Genomic DNA, 15,484 nt, shown 5'->3' with positions numbered 1-15,484 from the left:
CAGGTGGTCAGGACCAGGGCACGCGGCTCGCGCGGCCTGCTGGTCCGGTGATCAGATGTCCAGGAACCGGACGTCCTTCGCGTTCTGCTGGATGAACTGGCGACGAGCGTCGACGTCCTCGCCCATGAGCGTGGCGAAGGTGCTGTCCACGGCGGCCGCGTCCTCGAGCGTGACCTGCAGCAGGGTGCGGGTGTCCGGGTTCATGGTGGTGTCCCAGAGCTCCTTGTAGTCCATCTCGCCGAGGCCCTTGTAGCGCTGGATCCCGTTGTCCTTCGGGATGCGCTTGCCCGAGGCGATGCCGGACTGCAGCAGGGCGTCGCGCTCACGGTCGCTGAAGACGTACTCGTGGGCGGAGTTCGACCACTTCAGGCGGTACAGCGGCGGCTGCGCGAGGTAGACGTAGCCGCGCTCGATGAGCGGTCGCATGTACCGGAACAGCAGCGTCAGCAGGAGCGTCGTGATGTGCTGGCCGTCGACGTCGGCATCGGCCATCAGCACGATCTTGTGGTACCTGGCCTTGTCCGGGTCGAAGTCCTCGCCGATGCCGGCGCCGAACGCCGTGATCATCGACTGGATCTCCTGGTTCGCCAGGGCCCGGTCGAGACGGGCCTTCTCGACGTTCAGGATCTTGCCGCGGAGGGGCAGGATCGCCTGGGTCATCGGGTTGCGGCCCTGCACGGCGGAACCGCCGGCCGAGTCGCCCTCGACCATGAAGATCTCCGACAGGGTCGGGTCCTTCGACTGGCAGTCCTTGAGCTTGCCCGGCATGCCGCCTGACTCGAGCAGGCCCTTGCGCCGCGTGGTCTCACGGGCCTTGCGGGCAGCGAGTCGTGCCTGCGAGGCCTGGATCGCCTTGCGGACGACGTCGCGGGCCTGGGTCGGGTTGCTCTCGAACCAGTGGGTGAGCTCAGTGCCGACGACGCGCTGGACGAAGGACTTGGCCTCGGTGTTGCCGAGCTTGGTCTTCGTCTGGCCCTCGAACTGCGGCTCGGCGAGCTTCACGGAGATGACGGCCGTCAGCCCTTCACGGATGTCGTCACCCGTGAGGTTGTCGTCCTTCTCCTTGATGATCTTCGCTTCACGCGCGTAGCGGTTGACCAGGGTCGTGAGTGCGGCGCGGAAGCCCTCTTCGTGGGTGCCGCCCTCGTGCGTGTTGATCGTGTTCGCGAAGGTGTGGACGCTCTCCTGGTACGAGGTGTTCCACTGCATCGCGACCTCGAGCGCGATCTTGCGCTCGGTGTCCTCGGACTCGAAGCCGATGACGTCGGGGTGCACCAGGTCGGCCTTCTTCTGCGCACCGAGGTACTCGACGTAGTCGGCGAGGCCGCGGTCGTAGCGGAAGCTGTCGTGGCGCGACTCCTCCCCTTCGTCCGGCGTGCGCTCGTCTCGCAGGTTCAGGCGGAGGCCCTTGTTGAGGAACGCCATCTGCTGGAAGCGCGCGCGCAGGGTCTCGTAGTCGAAGTCGATCGACTCGAAGATCTCGGCGTTCGGCCAGAACGTGATGGTCGTGCCGGTCTCGTTGGTCTCTTCGTCCTTCGAGACGGGGGCGACCGGGACGCCGTCGGTGTAGCTCTGGCGCCAGACGTGTCCCTGACGACGGACCTCGACGTCGAGCTCGCTCGAGAGCGCGTTCACGACGGAGGAACCGACACCGTGCAGACCACCGGAGACCGCGTACCCGCCGCCGCCGAACTTGCCGCCGGCGTGCAGGACGGTCAGGACGACCTGGAGCGTCGACACGCCCTCGGCCGAGTGCACGTCCACGGGGATGCCACGGCCGTTGTCGACCACGCGGACGCCGCCGTCTTCGCGGATCGTGATGTCGATGGTGTCGCAGTACCCGGCGAGGGCCTCGTCGACGGAGTTGTCGACGATCTCCTGCACGAGGTGGTGGAGCCCGCGCGGGCCCGTCGAACCGATGTACATGCCAGGGCGCTTGCGGACGGCCTCGAGCCCCTCGAGCACCTGGATCTGGTCTGCGCCGTAGGACGACTCGCTCTGCTGGGCCTGCTCGCTGAGCGAGTCCTGTCGGTCGTCGTCAGATGCTGATGCCATGTCGAGAGTGCTCCTGCCTGCGCGCGGAACACCCACGCACTGCACCGCCCAGTCTATCGCAGCAGCCTCGTCCTCAGGGCTGAAACGGGCCACAGACGGGCGATTTCGCGACCAGAGGACGATTTGGTCTGCTCAACCGTAGGTGTCGCGAGGGCCGCGCCCCTGGACGCTCCTGGGGCCACGTTTCCAGGTGGGGGCGTCCGGGCCCGAAACCCGGATCGACTCGACGCCCGCTTCCGGGTGCCGCTCCGCGATGGTCGTGGTCACGCTCGCACGCATCAGCCGGAGCTGCGTCGCCCACGCCGTCGAGTCGCACCGGATGAGCAGTGCACCGTCCTCGATGTCGGTCGGACGGGAGTGCTTCGCGAGCTCCTCGCCGACGACGCTCGGCCAGTCGACGAAGAGCTCCGAGCGCGCCAGTGGCTCCGTCCAGCCCAGCTCGGCCGCGAGCGACCCGACGATGTCACCGAGGCCCTTCGGCTCACGACCGCGACCGTAGGGCACGGTGTCGGCGTCGATCTCCTTGGCACGGCGACGGCGCGCGTCGACCCCGCGCTTGCCCGGGTCGCCGAACACCGCCTTCATGTGCTGGTACACACGGCTGGGTTCGGTGGGCTTCCACGGCCTGGGCATCAGGCCTTCGTCGGCGTCGCCGGACTGGAGGCCCGGCTCGGCTCGGTCTCGTCGGTCACGATGGTGCCGGCCTCGATCCGCACGGTGTGCGCAGCCAGCTGCCCGGGGACGTCACCGAACACCGCCGCGGTGATGAGGACCTGCTCGTAGTCCGCCACCGCGGAACCGAGCCGTTCCCGCCGGGACTCGTCGAGCTCCGCGAAGACGTCGTCGAGGATGATGATCGGGTCGCCGAGGCTCGACTCTGCGCGCAGGATCGACGCCGACGCGAGCTGGATCGCGAGGGCGAACGACCAGGACTCCCCGTGACTGGCGTAACCGCGGGCCGGTAACCCGTTCAGGGTGAAGAGCACGTCGTCGCGGTGGGGCCCGGCGAGGGTCAGCCCGCGGTCGAGTTCGTCGCGGCGACGGCGTTCCAGCGCCTGACGGAAGGCCTCCGCCGCAGCGGGGACCGTGACGGGTTCGTCCGGGGTGCCGAGCACGGGGTCGGTGGCGCTCGCGTCCTCGGGGTCGCCGCCCCGGACGGAGAGCACGCCGGTGATCGTGGCCTCGTGCCGTTCGCCGGCGACCATCGCGTACGACTCCGCGACGAAGGGCGCGAGCCGACGGGTCAGGTGGTCGCGGGCAGCGATGATCTCGGAGCCGAACGCGACGAGCCGTTCGTCCCAGACCTCGAGCGTCGAGAGCGACCCGGCCTTGGTGCCGGAGTTCCTCGCGGACTTGAGCAGGGTGTTGCGCTGCCGGAGCGTGCGGTCGTAGTCGGCGATGACGCCCTGCATCCGCGGCGCGATCTGCACGAGGAGCTCGTCGAGCATGCGACGACGCCCGGACGGTTCGCCGCGGACGAGCGCCAGGTCCTCCGGTGCGAAGAGCACGCTCGTGCAGTAGCGCGGGAGCTCGCGCGGCTTGATCGCCGAGCGGTTCACCTGCGCCCGGTTCGACCCCGAGCGGTTGATCTGCACCTCGGCGAGGATGCTCCGGTCCTCGTGCGCGAGTCGAGCGCGGACGATCGCCGCGTCGCACCCCTGTCGCACGAGGGCGGCATCCGTCGGCACGCGGTGCGACCCGAGCGTGGACAGGTAGGCGATGGACTCGACGAGGTTCGTCTTGCCCTGGCCGTTCCGTCCGACGAACAGGTTCGGCCCGCGTGCGAAGTCGACCTCCGCCTGCCGGTAGTTCCGGAAGTCGGTGAGCTGGAGATGGTCGACGTGCACGCGGGCCGAGGCCGGGTTCCCCCGGGAAGTCCTAGGACTTCTTGACGGCGTGGCCGCCGAACTGGTTGCGGAGCGCCGCGACGGCCTTCATCGTCGGGGACGCGCTGCCCTGACGCGAGACGAAGCGCGCGAAGATCGACGCCGAGAGCGCCGGCATCGGCACGGCGAGCTCGATGCCCTCTTCGAGGGTCCAGCGACCCTCGCCCGAGTCCTCGACGTAGCCCTCGAGCTCGGTGAGCTGCGGGTCCTCGTTGAGGGCGAGCACCATGAGGTCGAGCAGCCAGGAGCGCACGACCGTGCCGCGCTGCCACCCGGCGAAGACCGCGGGGACGTCCTTGATCAGGTCCTTGGCCTCGAGGAGCTCGTAGCCCTCGCCGTACGCCTGCATGATCGCGTACTCGATGCCGTTGTGCACCATCTTGGCGTAGTGGCCGGCGCCGATCGGGCCGGCGTGCGAGAAGCCCTCTTCGCGGGGGCCTTCGGGGCGGAGCGCGTCGAACACCGGCATGGCGCGCTCGATGTCGGCAGCGTCGCCACCGACCATCAGGCCGTAGCCGTTGTCGAGGCCCCAGACACCACCCGAGACGCCGGCGTCCACGTAGCGGATGCCCTTGGCGTCGAGCAGCTTGGCGTGCACCTCGTCGTCGAGCCACTTCGAGTTGCCGCCGTCGATGACGAGGTCACCCGGCTCGAGGACCTCGGCGAGGTCGTTGATGACGTCGTCGGTGATCTTCCCGTGGGGGACCATGACCCAGACCAGACGCGGGCCGGTCAGGGCCTTCGCGAGGGCGCCGAGGTCAGCGACGTCCGAGACGGCGGGGTTGGCGTCGTACCCGACGACGTCGATCCCTGCGTTGCGCAGACGCGCACGCATGTTGTTGCCCATCTTCCCGAGGCCGACAAGACCGATCTCCATGATTTCCTTCTTCTGTTCGTCGTCGCGCTGGGGCCACGAGTGACGCGTCAGCGCAGGTGTGACTGTTGCGCTATCGCAGCAGGAGGTTGGGCTGCAGCAGGTACCGGTATCCGTCCGTGGCCGGTTCCTCACGCGAGGACTGGCCGGTGATGAGCACCGGGCCCGGCTTGTTGGGGTTCTCCGTCTTGGTGAAGGAGATGCGGACGAACTCGGAGTGCACCGCGTTCAACCCGTCCAGGAGGAAGGCGGGCTTCAACGAGACCACCATGTCCTCACCGGTCAGCAACGCATCGATCGACTCTGACGCCTGCGCTTGTTCGGATCCGATCGCCTCGAGCGTGAGCCCGTCGACCGTGAAGGAGAACCGGAGCGCGGCTTCGCGCTCCAGGACGAGGGAGACCCGTCGGACCGCTTCGACCAGCTCAGCCGTGTTGATCACGGCGTGGTCCTGGACGGTCTCGGGGAAGAGCCGGCGGACCGGCGGGTAGTTGCCCTTGATGAGCAGGGACGTGACCGTCTTGTCCGCGGCCTGGAACGCGATGAGCTCCCGGTCCGAGTTGCCGCTGATGGACACCGACACCGTCGTGGCCGAGCCGAACGTGCGGCCGACCTCCTGCAGGGTGCGGGCCGGGACGAGCGCGTGCATCGGCTCGGTGGGCTCGCCACCGGAGCGGCCGGAGTCCCACTGGATCGTGCGGACGGCGACGCGGTAGCGGTCGGTCGCGATGAGCGACAGGTCGTTGTCGCTGACCTCGAGCTGCACGCCGGTGATGACCGGGGTGACGTCGTCACGGCTCGCGGCGACGGCGACCTGGGAGACGGCTTCCGAGAAGGCGTCGCCCGGGATGACACCGGTCTGCGGGCCGACCTCCGGCAGGGTCGGGTACTCCTCGACCGGCATGCTCAGGAGGGTGAAGTGTGCCGAGCCACAGGTGACGGTGATCCGGGACTCGTCCGTGGAGAACGTGACCGGGGCGTTCGGCAGGCGGCTCGCGATGTCGTTGAGCAACCGACCGGAGACCAGGACCGTGCCCGACTCGTCGATCTGCGCCGAGATCGACGTCTGCGCCGAGACCTCGTAGTCGAAGGACGACAGCGTCAGACGCTCGCCTTCGGCATGGATCAGGACACCCGAGAGGATCGGGAGGGTCGTGCGCTGTGGGAGGAGTTTCACCGCGAACGAGACGGCTTCGGAGAAGACGTCCCGGTTGACCTCGAACTTCACAGCTGGGACCCCTGTCGATGGTTGGACTGTCCGGCCGCCCCATTGTGGCACAGCCCGGCGGAGGCCGGATTTCTTGTCATCCCGCCGTCCACAAGGTTGGCCCAGGGATCCCTAGAGATGAACAGGAGTAATCGTATTAACGCCTGTGCACACTGTGGACAACTCTGTGGAGACCAGTCACCGCAAGGGAACTACACGGTTGTGACTTGTGGGCGGCCTGTGGGCACCCTCGGGATGAATCTTCCTCGTCTATCCACTTCCATCCCCAGTTTCCACAGACACCCCCATCGCTGTGTACAACCGTCCGGCGTGTCCTCCACAGTTATCCACAGGCTTTCCACACTGTGTGAAAACCGCCGTGTGGAACCGTCTCAGATGGTGGACGCGCGCCCAGGCGAGCCGATGTCGGGACGTGGGAGGAGCCTCCCGGCCGCGTGAACCGATGTTCTGCGCGACGTGAGCCGCCGGTGCGAGCAGGTGCTCAGCGGTACCGGCGGTCCTGCTTGATCCGGCTCGTGAGCTCCGTGACCTGGTTGTAGATGGAGCGCCGTTCCTTCATCAGGTCCGCGATCTTCTTGTTCGCGTACATGACGGTGGTGTGGTCGCGGTTGCCGAACAGCTGCCCGATCTTGGGCAGGGACAGGCTCGTGAGCTCACGGCAGAGGTACATCGCGATCTGTCGTGCGGTCGCGATCGCCTGCGACCGGGACGACCCGTAGAGGTCGTCGACGGAGAGCTTGAAGTACTCCGCGGTGTGGTTGATGATGTCCGTCGGCGCGATGACGTTGTCCTCGTCGAGCGTGATCAGGTCCTTGAGGACCGTCTGCACGAGCGCCATGTCGACGGCCGTCCGGTTCAGGCTCGCGAACGCGGTGACGCGGATGAGCGTGCCCTCGAGCTCCCGGATGTTGCTGGAGACCTTCGAGGCCATGAACTCGAGGATGTCGTCCGGCACCTGCAGGTGGTCCGACTGTGCCTTCTTGCGGAGGATCGCGATGCGGGTCTCGAGGTCCGGGACCTGGACATCGGTGATCAGGCCCCACTCGAAGCGGCTGCGCATCCGGTCCTCGAAGCCCGTGAGGTGCTTCGGCGCGACGTCCGACGTGACCACGACCTGCTTGTTGTGGTCGTGCAGCGTGTTGAACGTGTGGAAGAAGGCCTCTTGCGTGGAGTCCTTGCCCTGGAGGAACTGGATGTCGTCGATGAGCAGGATGTCGATGTCGCGGTACCGCTGCTGGAACTGGTTGGACCGGTTGTTCGCGATCGAGTTGATGAAGTCGTTCGTGAACTCCTCGCTGGACACGTACCGCACCCGGATGCCCGGGTAGAGGCTCTCGGCGTAGTGGCCGATCGCGTGCAGGAGGTGGGTCTTGCCGAGGCCGGAGTCGCCGTAGATGAACAGCGGGTTGTACGCCTTGGCCGGGGCCTCGGCGACCGCGACGGCCGCGGCGTGTGCGAACCGGTTCGACGAGCCGATGACGAAGTTGTCGAAGTTGTACTTCGGGTTGAGCCGCGACTCGGGCCGGCCGCCGGTGCCCGGGGAGTCGATGTGGCTCGGGACGAACGGGGCCTCGATGTACTGGCGTGGGGCGGCGCTCTGCTCCACCGGCTGCTGCGTGGGCTCGGCGTACGCGGGGACCACGGGGTCGACCCGCGGCTCGGAGGCCATGTCCGGGTTGACCGTGATCGCGAAGTTCGCGACCGAGTCGTCACCGATCCGGGCGACGGCCTCGGTGATCGGGATCCGGATCCGCTGCTCGAGCATGCCGCGGGTCAGGTCGTTGGGGACCTCGAGGTAGAGGGTGCCGGCGAGGACGCCCTTCGGCTCGACGAGGTTGAGGAAGCCGTGCAGCTGCGGCGTGATGCGGTCGTCCTCGGCCAGGAGCCCGAGGACGCTCGACCAGAGGTCCTCGACGGGGTCGGCGGGCATCGTCATGTCGCGCTCGTCTCCAGGGGTCTCGTTCGGTCGTTCGGGTCGCAGGGCGCGCCACGGAACACGTGGGAGCGGGCGGCAGCACCGTGTCCCGGCGAGTCGTCCGTGGCTCCGGGCTGCTTCGTCGACGCTGCTGTGCCGCAGGCTCCCCACAGGGTTGTCCACAGTCTTGTCCACGATCGCCCCGGGCGCCAGGTCGGGGGTACTCCCCTGTCGTGGCGGGCCTCAGGCCGATCGATGACCCAACTGTAAAGGACCGGGGGCGCTCGCACCGAACGGAAGTTGTCCCCAATGTGGAGAACCGTGACGGAGCACCCACGGAGCCCGGGTGCGGTGATCGGGGTTTGACCTGGTCGCCCCTGTCACGTACCGTGGACAAGTTGACAGCGGCCCCTTGGTCGCGCCCACCTGGTTCAACCAAACCCATTCGTGACGGCTCGCCTCGAGCAGCCGTGTGGAGAAGATCATGAGCAAGCGCACCTTCCAGCCGAACAACCGTCGCCGCGCCAAGAAGCACGGCTTCCGCCTCCGCATGCGCACCCGTGCCGGCCGCAGCATCCTGGCCGCACGTCGCGCCAAGGGCCGCACCGAGCTCTCCGCCTGATCCAGCCTCACGCTGGTCCGGCTGTGCAGCCGATCGCGCCGCTCCGGCGTGGACCCCAGGTCCACCCGGGCGGCGCTTCGCTGCGCGGTCGGCGTCTCGACCCGTGCTGCCGGACGGGTCGGTGACGTCATGCTCGCTCGTGCGAACCGCATCGTGCGCGGAGACGACTACCGCGCGACCGTCCGTCGTGGCCGCAGGATCGCGACGCCGACCGTGGTGGTGTCCGTCGTCCGTCGACCCGCGGACCCGGACGCGCCGACTCGGTTCGGGTTCATCGTGGCGAAGACAGTCGGCAACGCCGTGACCCGCAACCTCTTGCGACGCCGGTTCAAGGGCATCGCCCACGACCTGCTCGCGACGGTCCCGGTCGGGCACGATGTGGTCGTCCGCGCACTGCCAGCCGCTGCGCAGGCCACGTGGCCTACCCTGCTCGAAGACGTCTCGCGCTCGTTCGCGCGCGGTGTGGAGAAGGCAGCATGAACCGGACGCGCTCGATGCGGACCCAGAGTTCCCTTCGGACCCAGTGGGTCCGTGTGCTCTGGGTGGTCGTGTTGCTCCCACGCAACGTCTGCGTGGTCGTCCTCCGGGCCTACCGCGCCGTGATCTCCCCGCTCTACGGCAACGTCTGCCGGTACCACCCCTCGTGCTCGCGCTACGCGCTCGAGGCGATCCAGCAGTACGGCGTCGTACGCGGGACCGCCATGGGCGCCTGGCGCATCGGCCGGTGCAACCCCTGGGCCGCCGGCGGCATCGACGACGTCCCGGCACGACGCGAGCCCCACACCGTCAACCGGTTCGGGTTCGTGCTCGCCCCGGTCCAGCAGCAGTCGCAGTCCCCGGTCGGCACCCTCCGTCCGGTGCTGTTCCCCCAGCGCACTCGAAAGGCGTGACCGTCCTCATGGACCTCATCGGAACGATCCTCTGGCCCCTCAAGTGGGTGGTCTCCGCCATCCTGGTCGGCTTCCACTGGATCTTCGAGAACCTCGGTCTTGACCCCGCAGCGGGCCTGACCTGGGTCCTGTCGATCATCTTCCTGACCTTCGTGGTCCGTGCCGCACTGATCCCGATCTTCGTGCGCCAGATCAAGTCGCAGCGCCGCATGCTCGAGGTCGCGCCGCAGCTGAAGAAGATCCAGGACAAGTACAAGGGCAAGAAGGACCAGTTCTCGCGTGAGGCCATGTCCCGCGAGACCATGGCGCTGTACAAGGAGACCGGGACCAACCCGCTGAGCTCCTGCCTGCCGCTCCTGCTGCAGATGCCGATCTTCTTCTCGCTGTACTCGGTGCTGCACGAAGCCCAGATCAACAAGACCGGCATCGGTCTGCTCACGAACGACCTGGCCCGGGAGTTCGGCAACGCGTCGCTCTTCGGTGCCCCGCTGCACGAGACCTTCACGAACGCCTCCGGGTGGGAGGTCCGCATCATCGCGGGCTTCATGATCGTGGTCATGACGGCATCGCAGTTCGTCACGCAGCTGCAGCTCGTCGCCAAGAACATGTCGCCGGAGACCAAGGAGTCTCCGATGTACCGCCAGCAGAAGATGATGCTGTACGTGCTCCCCCTGATCTTCGTGATCTCGGGTCTCTCGTTCCCCCTCGGCGTCATGTTCTACTGGCTCGCGTCGAACCTCTGGACGATGGCGCAGCAGTACTTCGTCATCCGCAGCATGCCGACGCCGGGTTCCGAAGCGGCCCTGGCCCGCGAGGTCCGCCTCGCGAAGAAGGCCCAGCGCCGTGGGACGCCCGCCGGGGTCCTCGCCGAGGCCGGCGCCGGTGCCGGTGCCGCCGAGATGGAAGCCGTGCGCATCACGACGACGCAGCGCCAGCAGCCGGTCGGCAAGCAGCGCTCGAAGAAGAACGGGAAGACCAAGTGACCGAGCAGGACACCACCGCAGCGGTCGAGCCGACCGAGGCTGAGCTGACCACGACCGGTGCGGTCGACGACGTCGAAGAGGACCTCGACGACGAGACCCGCGACGAAGCCGACATCGCTGCGGACTACATCGAGGAACTGCTCGACATCTGCGACCTCGACGGCGACATCGAGATCGAGGAGCGCGCGGGTCGCGTCTACCTGTCCGTCACGGACGAGGGCAACGCCCTGCGGGTCCTCGCGAAGCCGGACACCGTGACCGCGCTCCAGGAGCTCACGCGCATCGCCGTGCAGGCCGAGACGGGCGAGTTCAGCCGGCTCATCCTCGACGTCGGTGGCTCGCGGGACGCCCGCGCCGAGGAACTCCAGCGGCTCGTCGACACCGCGGTCGAGCGCATCGAGGCCGGGTCGCCCACGGCGGCGCTCCCCCCGATGTCCTCCTACGAACGCAAGCTCGTGCACGACCTGGTCGCGGAGAAGGGCTTCAACTCGGAGTCCGAGGGTGAGGGTCGCGACCGCCACACGGTCATCACCCGATGACGGCGGACGCGCAGCCGTCGTCGGAGTCAGACGCCGTGACTGCCCCTGGGAGGCCGTCAGACGCCCCTGGCGTGGTGTCGACGGACGTCAGCGAGCCTCCGGTGCTGGAAGCCGAGCCAGCGGCAGCGCAGACGCTGTTCGGCGACCGCATCGACGTCGCGCGGTCCTTCACGAACGAGCTTGCACGCCGCGGTGAGGAACTCGGCCTGATCGGGCCGCTGGAACTCCCCCGGCTTTGGACGCGACACATCCTCAACTCTGCGTTGCTTGCGCCATTGCTCACTGCCGGCGGACACGTCGGCGACGTCGGTTCGGGAGCGGGCCTGCCGGGCCTGGTGCTGGCGATCGCGCGCCCAGACGTCACCTTCACGCTCATCGAGCCCATGGAACGCCGTGTCGAGTGGCTCACGGCCGAGGCCGCGCGACTTGGCCTGGAGAACGTCTCGGTGCTCCGCGCGCGGGCCGAGGACGTGTCGGACGAGCTGGTGCTCGACCAGGTCACCGCTCGTGCGGTGAGCGCCCTGTCGAAGCTCATCCCCATCACCGTGCCGCTCGTCCGTTCCGGCGGGGAGCTCATCCTCATGAAGGGCGCGCGCGTCGACGACGAAGTTGCCGCAGCTCGGAAGGTGATCCTCCGCAAGCGACTCGAGAACGTCGAAGTCCTCGAGCTCGGAGTCGGTGTGGTCGAGGAAACCACACGCGTCTTCCGGGCTACAGTTGACTGACGCCGCGCGGCGCTGAGGTCCTCCGGGATCGTGTGCAGCGCCCCGCGTTCCACGTGAAACATCGAACCGGGGAAGAGGCACTCGTTGAGTTCATCGACCGACTACGACGCGTCGACACCGCTCGCTCGTGAGATCGCTGATCTGACCCGACGTCGCCGAGCGATCGCGTCCGAACAGTTCCCGCTGCCGGGTAAGACCCGCATCCTGACGGTGTCCAACCAGAAGGGCGGCGTCGGCAAGACCACCACCACGGTCAACCTCGCAGCAGCCCTGGCTCGCGGAGGAGCCCGCGTCCTGGTCATCGACCTCGACCCGCAGGGCAATGCGTCGACGGCGATGGGCGTCAACCACCAGGCTGACGTCACGAGCATCTACGACGTCATCGTGGACGAAGCGCCGATCGCTGATGCCGTGCAGCGCTCCCCCGAGTCCGAGAACCTCTGGTGTGTGCCGGCGACGATCCACCTCGCGGGCGCTGAGATCGAACTCGTGTCGCTCGTCGCCCGCGAACAGCGTCTGCGTACGGCTCTGGACCAGTACCTCGAGTCGCTCGACGACCCGTACCATTACGTCTTCATCGACTGCCCGCCGTCCCTCGGCCTGCTGACGATCAACGCCTTCGTCGCTGCGAAGGAAGTCCTGATCCCGATCCAGTGCGAGTACTACGCACTCGAGGGGCTCAGCCAGTTGCTGCGGAACATCGAGCTGATCGAGCGCCACCTGAACCCGAACCTCAGCGTGTCGACGATCCTGCTCACGATGTACGACGGCCGGACCAACCTCGCGAACCAGGTCGCCGCGGACGTCCGCGAGCACTTTGGCGAGCAGGTGCTCAAGGCCATGATCCCCCGATCGGTGCGCGTGAGCGAGGCACCGAGCTACGGCCAGAGCGTCGTGGCCTACGACATCAACTCCTCCGGGTCGTTGTCCTACCTGGAAGCGGCGGCGGAGATCGCAGCACGAGGAGCAAAGCACTGATGGCACCCAAGCGCACCGGACTCGGCCGAGGCATCGGCGCTCTGATCCCGACGGCCGCGGATCAGCAGGACCGCCCGGTGGACGTGTTCTTCCCCACGGGCGGCACGGGCTCGGCAGCCGCGTTCGCCGACGGCGCCACGGCGGAGGACCTGCTTGCGGTGCCCGGTGCACGACTGGCCAACCTCAACCCGCTCGACATCGTGCCGAACGGTCAGCAGCCGCGCAAGGAGTTCCGCGAGGAAGAGCTGCAGGAGCTCGTGCACTCGATCCGCGAGATCGGCGTGCTGCAGCCCATCGTGGTGCGGCCGCTCGAAGGTGCTTCGGGAACGGAGCCGCAGTACGAGCTCATCATGGGTGAGCGGCGCCTCCGTGCAACCAAGGAGCTCGGGCTCGCGACGATCCCCGCGATCGTCAAGGACACTCCGGACGACGCGATGCTTCGCGACGCTCTGCTCGAGAACCTGCACCGTGCGAACCTCAACGCGCTGGAAGAAGCCTCGGCCTACCAGCAGCTGCTCGCAGACTTCGGTATCACGCAGGAGGAGCTCGCGCAGCGGATCGGGCGTTCACGGCCGCAGATCACGAACACCATCCGACTGCTGCGACTCCCCTCCCCCGTGCAGCGTCGCGTTGCTGCTGGTGTGCTCTCCGCCGGCCACGCTCGTGCGATCCTCGCGGCGCCCGACGCCGAGGCGATGGAGTACCTGGCCGAGAAGATCGTCAACGAGGACCTGTCCGTGCGTCAGGCCGAGGCGCTCGCGCAGCAGCTCGCACAGGGATCGCCGAAGAAGGCTCCGGTGCAGCCCAACAAGCGGGAGGCGCACTTCTCCGACGTCGCGGAGCGTCTGGGCGATCGGCTCAACACGCGCGTGCGGATCGCGGTGGGTGCGCGCAAGGGCCGTGTCACGATCGACTTCGCGAATGCGGCCGACCTCAACCGCATCCTCGAGGAGCTCGGCGCAGCAGACCTCGGGTCCTGAGTCGCCGTTCCACGTGGAACGTCCCCTCAGCGGGCGTCAGACGGCTCTCTGCGGGACGAAGGCGCCCCGCGCAGATCCGCATCTACCCCACGACAGGAACGGCTCTTATAGCGGCGCAGGGCACTGGAACCTGCCTCCTCCTACAAGCAAAAGCCCCCTGGCCGTGCGATTGTGATGTTCCACGTGAAACACCGCTGCGAACAGGCGCCGGCCGGCGTCAGCGGAGCGACCGGAGTTTGAAGATTCCGACCAATGCGAGCACCGGTTTGAACAGCGTCATCTCACCCAGTCGGTAATCCTTGCCGGGGACCAGCCGAGCCGCGAGGTCAGGGCGCTGGCGGCGGAGATAGATCCGCGCCTTCTCCGCGTGCAGGCTGTTCGACACGAGCATGATCCACTGAGCGTCCTCGAGCAAGGGGGTCACGTTCTGGATGTTCTCCCACGTGGAGCGGCTCGTGGTCTCCTCGTGGAGGGGCCCATTCCAGCGGAGGTCATGGCGGAGGTGTCGAGCGAGCAGCGTCGCTTCCGGGATGCTCCCGCGGACCGCTCCCCCACTCGCGATGATCGTCGTCGTGGTACCGGCAGGGACCGAGCGGAGAGCCATGCGCGCGCGCCACCGGTTGACGACGTTGGCGTCCTGCCCGCGATTGGCGATCCCGAGGACGACGACGACACCGCCGCTCGCGTGCGCGGCTTTCAAAGCCGGGCTGTCCGGGTACCCGCGCCGAGAGGCACGTCGATGGACCAGCTCTGCCCAGGTCAAGAGGGCGAGACCGATCAGGGCCGAGAACGACAACAGGCGCAGTGTTCCACGTGGAACACTGCGCCTGGAGGGCATCGCTCAGGCCTGGTGGTCGCGGATGGCTTGTTCGGCCAGCTCCGCGTAGGTCCACCCGAGGTCGAATCCCGACGCGGACAGGGCCTGCGGGACGAGGGACGTCTCCGTGAGGCCCGGAAGCACGTTGGCCTCGAGGAACCACGGGGTACCGGCGTTGTCGATGATGAGGTCCACACGCGAGATGTGTCGCAGGCCCAGGGCCCCGTGTGCGGCCACAGCAGCGGCCGAAGCTGCGGCAGCGAAGTCCGACGACAACCGAGCCGGCGTGTAGAACGTGGTCTCCCCTGCGTTGTACCGGGCCTCGAACCCGTAGAAGCCGTTCTTCGGCACGATCTCGACCGGCGCGAGGGCCACAGGGCCGTCCCCGGTGTCGATGATCCCGACGGCGACCTCGGTCCCACGGATCAACTGCTCCACCACCACGTCGTCGCAGTAGGTGTACGCGGTGACCATGGCTCGGGGGAGGTCGTCCACGTCCTCGACGAGCGTGACACCCTGGGCGCTGCCGCCCCGTGCAGGCTTCACCGCGAGCGGCACGGGGTGCTCCCCAGCGATGCTCTTGAGGACGCCGACGGCACCGAGCTCGCGGAACACATCGTGGGACAGCGTCACCGACCGCGGTGTCTTCACGCCGGTCCTGGCGACCAGTGCCGAGGCAGTGGGCTTGTCCCAGGCCAACCGGGCCGACGTCGACCGTGAGCCGACGAACGGGATGTCCAGAGCCTCCAGGATGCCGCGAAGCGCGCCGTCCTCACCAGAGGCGCCGTGCAGTGCTGGCCACACGACGTCCGGGCGGGTGGCCGCAAGCGCCGGCAGGAGCGATGCGTCGGCGTCGCGGAGGTCGACCTGCCAGCCGTACCCGGTCAACGAGTCGGCGACGCGGCGTCCGGATCGGAGTGAGACGTCCCGTTCGTGGGAGATGCCCCCGGCGACGACGACGACGTGGCGGCGAGTGAGCTCGGCCATTGCGG

At 67.9% G+C, this 15,484-nt stretch carries 16 protein-coding genes; 8 read left to right on the top strand and 8 right to left on the bottom strand.

What is annotated here, in order from left to right; genetic code table 11:
• Nucleotides 1–51 precede the first annotated feature (51 nt).
• From gyrB to dnaA, 6 genes are all read right to left on the bottom strand, one after another.
• Nucleotides 52–2,055, bottom strand: a complete 2,004-nt coding sequence (gyrB, locus tag OVA28_RS04060) for a DNA topoisomerase (ATP-hydrolyzing) subunit B (protein ID WP_194659595.1) — start codon at nucleotides 2,053–2,055, stop codon at nucleotides 52–54.
• A 132-nt stretch (nucleotides 2,056–2,187) separates the two neighbouring features.
• Nucleotides 2,188–2,688 (bottom strand): DUF721 domain-containing protein, encoded by a 501-nt coding sequence (locus tag OVA28_RS04055; protein WP_071278525.1) that lies wholly within the window; start codon nucleotides 2,686–2,688, stop codon nucleotides 2,188–2,190.
• Nucleotides 2,688–3,902 (bottom strand): DNA replication/repair protein RecF, encoded by a 1,215-nt coding sequence (recF, locus tag OVA28_RS04050; RefSeq protein ID WP_268095854.1) that lies wholly within the window; start codon nucleotides 3,900–3,902, stop codon nucleotides 2,688–2,690. The genes OVA28_RS04055 and recF overlap by 1 nt, the downstream gene beginning before the upstream one ends.
• A 31-nt stretch (nucleotides 3,903–3,933) precedes the next feature.
• Nucleotides 3,934–4,869 (bottom strand): phosphogluconate dehydrogenase (NAD(+)-dependent, decarboxylating), encoded by a 936-nt coding sequence (gene gnd, locus OVA28_RS04045; protein ID WP_194660151.1) that lies wholly within the window; start codon nucleotides 4,867–4,869, stop codon nucleotides 3,934–3,936.
• 19 nt (nucleotides 4,870–4,888) lie between these two features.
• The gene (dnaN, locus tag OVA28_RS04040) at nucleotides 4,889–6,043 is read right to left on the bottom strand and encodes a DNA polymerase III subunit beta (RefSeq protein WP_194659593.1); all 1,155 of its coding nucleotides are present in this window, start codon (nucleotides 6,041–6,043) and stop codon (nucleotides 4,889–4,891) included.
• 481 nt (nucleotides 6,044–6,524) lie between these two features.
• Entirely contained in the window at nucleotides 6,525–7,979 is a 1,455-nt protein-coding gene (gene dnaA / locus OVA28_RS04035) for a chromosomal replication initiator protein DnaA (protein ID WP_194659592.1), read from the bottom strand.
• A gap of 463 nt (nucleotides 7,980–8,442) precedes the next feature.
• Between dnaA and rpmH the strand changes: the two genes are divergently transcribed.
• From rpmH to OVA28_RS03995, 8 genes are all read left to right on the top strand, one after another.
• On the top strand, nucleotides 8,443–8,580 hold the full coding sequence (rpmH, locus tag OVA28_RS04030; protein WP_055951440.1) for a 50S ribosomal protein L34: 138 nt from the start codon (nucleotides 8,443–8,445) through the stop codon (nucleotides 8,578–8,580).
• Between the two features lie 129 nt (nucleotides 8,581–8,709).
• Entirely contained in the window at nucleotides 8,710–9,060 is a 351-nt protein-coding gene (rnpA, locus tag OVA28_RS04025) for a ribonuclease P protein component (protein WP_194659591.1), read from the top strand.
• Complete coding sequence (yidD, locus tag OVA28_RS04020; protein WP_323743179.1) at nucleotides 9,057–9,470, top strand: membrane protein insertion efficiency factor YidD; 414 nt, start codon at nucleotides 9,057–9,059, stop codon at nucleotides 9,468–9,470. The genes rnpA and yidD overlap by 4 nt, the downstream gene beginning before the upstream one ends.
• An 8-nt stretch (nucleotides 9,471–9,478) precedes the next feature.
• Entirely contained in the window at nucleotides 9,479–10,453 is a 975-nt protein-coding gene (gene yidC, locus OVA28_RS04015) for a membrane protein insertase YidC (protein ID WP_268095853.1), read from the top strand.
• Entirely contained in the window at nucleotides 10,450–10,992 is a 543-nt protein-coding gene (locus OVA28_RS04010) for a Jag family protein (RefSeq protein WP_442780759.1), read from the top strand. Before yidC ends, OVA28_RS04010 begins: the two co-directional genes overlap by 4 nt.
• 71 nt (nucleotides 10,993–11,063) lie before the next feature.
• Nucleotides 11,064–11,717 carry a 16S rRNA (guanine(527)-N(7))-methyltransferase RsmG gene (gene rsmG, locus OVA28_RS04005; RefSeq protein WP_268095852.1) on the top strand — a complete coding sequence of 218 codons (654 nt, stop codon included), beginning with the start codon at nucleotides 11,064–11,066 and terminating at the stop codon, nucleotides 11,715–11,717.
• 84 nt (nucleotides 11,718–11,801) lie between these two features.
• Nucleotides 11,802–12,695, top strand: coding sequence for a ParA family protein (locus OVA28_RS04000; RefSeq protein WP_326493734.1), 894 nt, complete (start codon nucleotides 11,802–11,804; stop codon nucleotides 12,693–12,695).
• Nucleotides 12,695–13,675 carry a ParB/RepB/Spo0J family partition protein gene (locus OVA28_RS03995; RefSeq protein WP_268095851.1) on the top strand — a complete coding sequence of 327 codons (981 nt, stop codon included), beginning with the start codon at nucleotides 12,695–12,697 and terminating at the stop codon, nucleotides 13,673–13,675. The genes OVA28_RS04000 and OVA28_RS03995 overlap by 1 nt, the downstream gene beginning before the upstream one ends.
• 217 nt (nucleotides 13,676–13,892) lie before the next feature.
• On the opposite strand, the gene OVA28_RS03990 is transcribed toward OVA28_RS03995, so the two are convergent.
• Entirely contained in the window at nucleotides 13,893–14,513 is a 621-nt protein-coding gene (locus tag OVA28_RS03990) for a YdcF family protein (protein WP_268095849.1), read from the bottom strand.
• Between the two features lie 3 nt (nucleotides 14,514–14,516).
• Nucleotides 14,517–15,479, bottom strand: coding sequence for a D-alanine--D-alanine ligase family protein (locus OVA28_RS03985; RefSeq protein ID WP_268095848.1), 963 nt, complete (start codon nucleotides 15,477–15,479; stop codon nucleotides 14,517–14,519).
• Nucleotides 15,480–15,484 lie beyond the last annotated feature (5 nt).

The sequence above is a fragment of the Curtobacterium sp. SL109 genome, from assembly GCF_026672405.1.
Classification (GTDB): domain Bacteria; phylum Actinomycetota; class Actinomycetes; order Actinomycetales; family Microbacteriaceae; genus Curtobacterium.
The sequence above is the reverse complement of the archived record's forward strand: the minus strand, read 5'-3'. Positions and strand labels throughout refer to the sequence as shown.

Coding starts and splice junctions, on each gene's coding strand:
- OVA28_RS03985 (WP_268095848.1), bottom strand. CDS start 15,479: ATGGCCGAGCTCACTCGCCGCCACGTCGTCGTCGTCGCCGGGGGCATC.
- OVA28_RS03995 (WP_268095851.1), top strand. CDS start 12,695: ATGGCACCCAAGCGCACCGGACTCGGCCGAGGCATCGGCGCTCTGATC.
- OVA28_RS04055 (WP_071278525.1), bottom strand. CDS start 2,688: ATGCCCAGGCCGTGGAAGCCCACCGAACCCAGCCGTGTGTACCAGCAC.
- dnaA (WP_194659592.1), bottom strand. CDS start 7,979: ATGACGATGCCCGCCGACCCCGTCGAGGACCTCTGGTCGAGCGTCCTC.
- gyrB (WP_194659595.1), bottom strand. CDS start 2,055: ATGGCATCAGCATCTGACGACGACCGACAGGACTCGCTCAGCGAGCAG.
- rpmH (WP_055951440.1), top strand. CDS start 8,443: ATGAGCAAGCGCACCTTCCAGCCGAACAACCGTCGCCGCGCCAAGAAG.
- OVA28_RS03990 (WP_268095849.1), bottom strand. CDS start 14,513: ATGCCCTCCAGGCGCAGTGTTCCACGTGGAACACTGCGCCTGTTGTCG.
- yidC (WP_268095853.1), top strand. CDS start 9,479: ATGGACCTCATCGGAACGATCCTCTGGCCCCTCAAGTGGGTGGTCTCC.
- yidD (WP_323743179.1), top strand. CDS start 9,057: ATGAACCGGACGCGCTCGATGCGGACCCAGAGTTCCCTTCGGACCCAG.
- rnpA (WP_194659591.1), top strand. CDS start 8,710: ATGCTCGCTCGTGCGAACCGCATCGTGCGCGGAGACGACTACCGCGCG.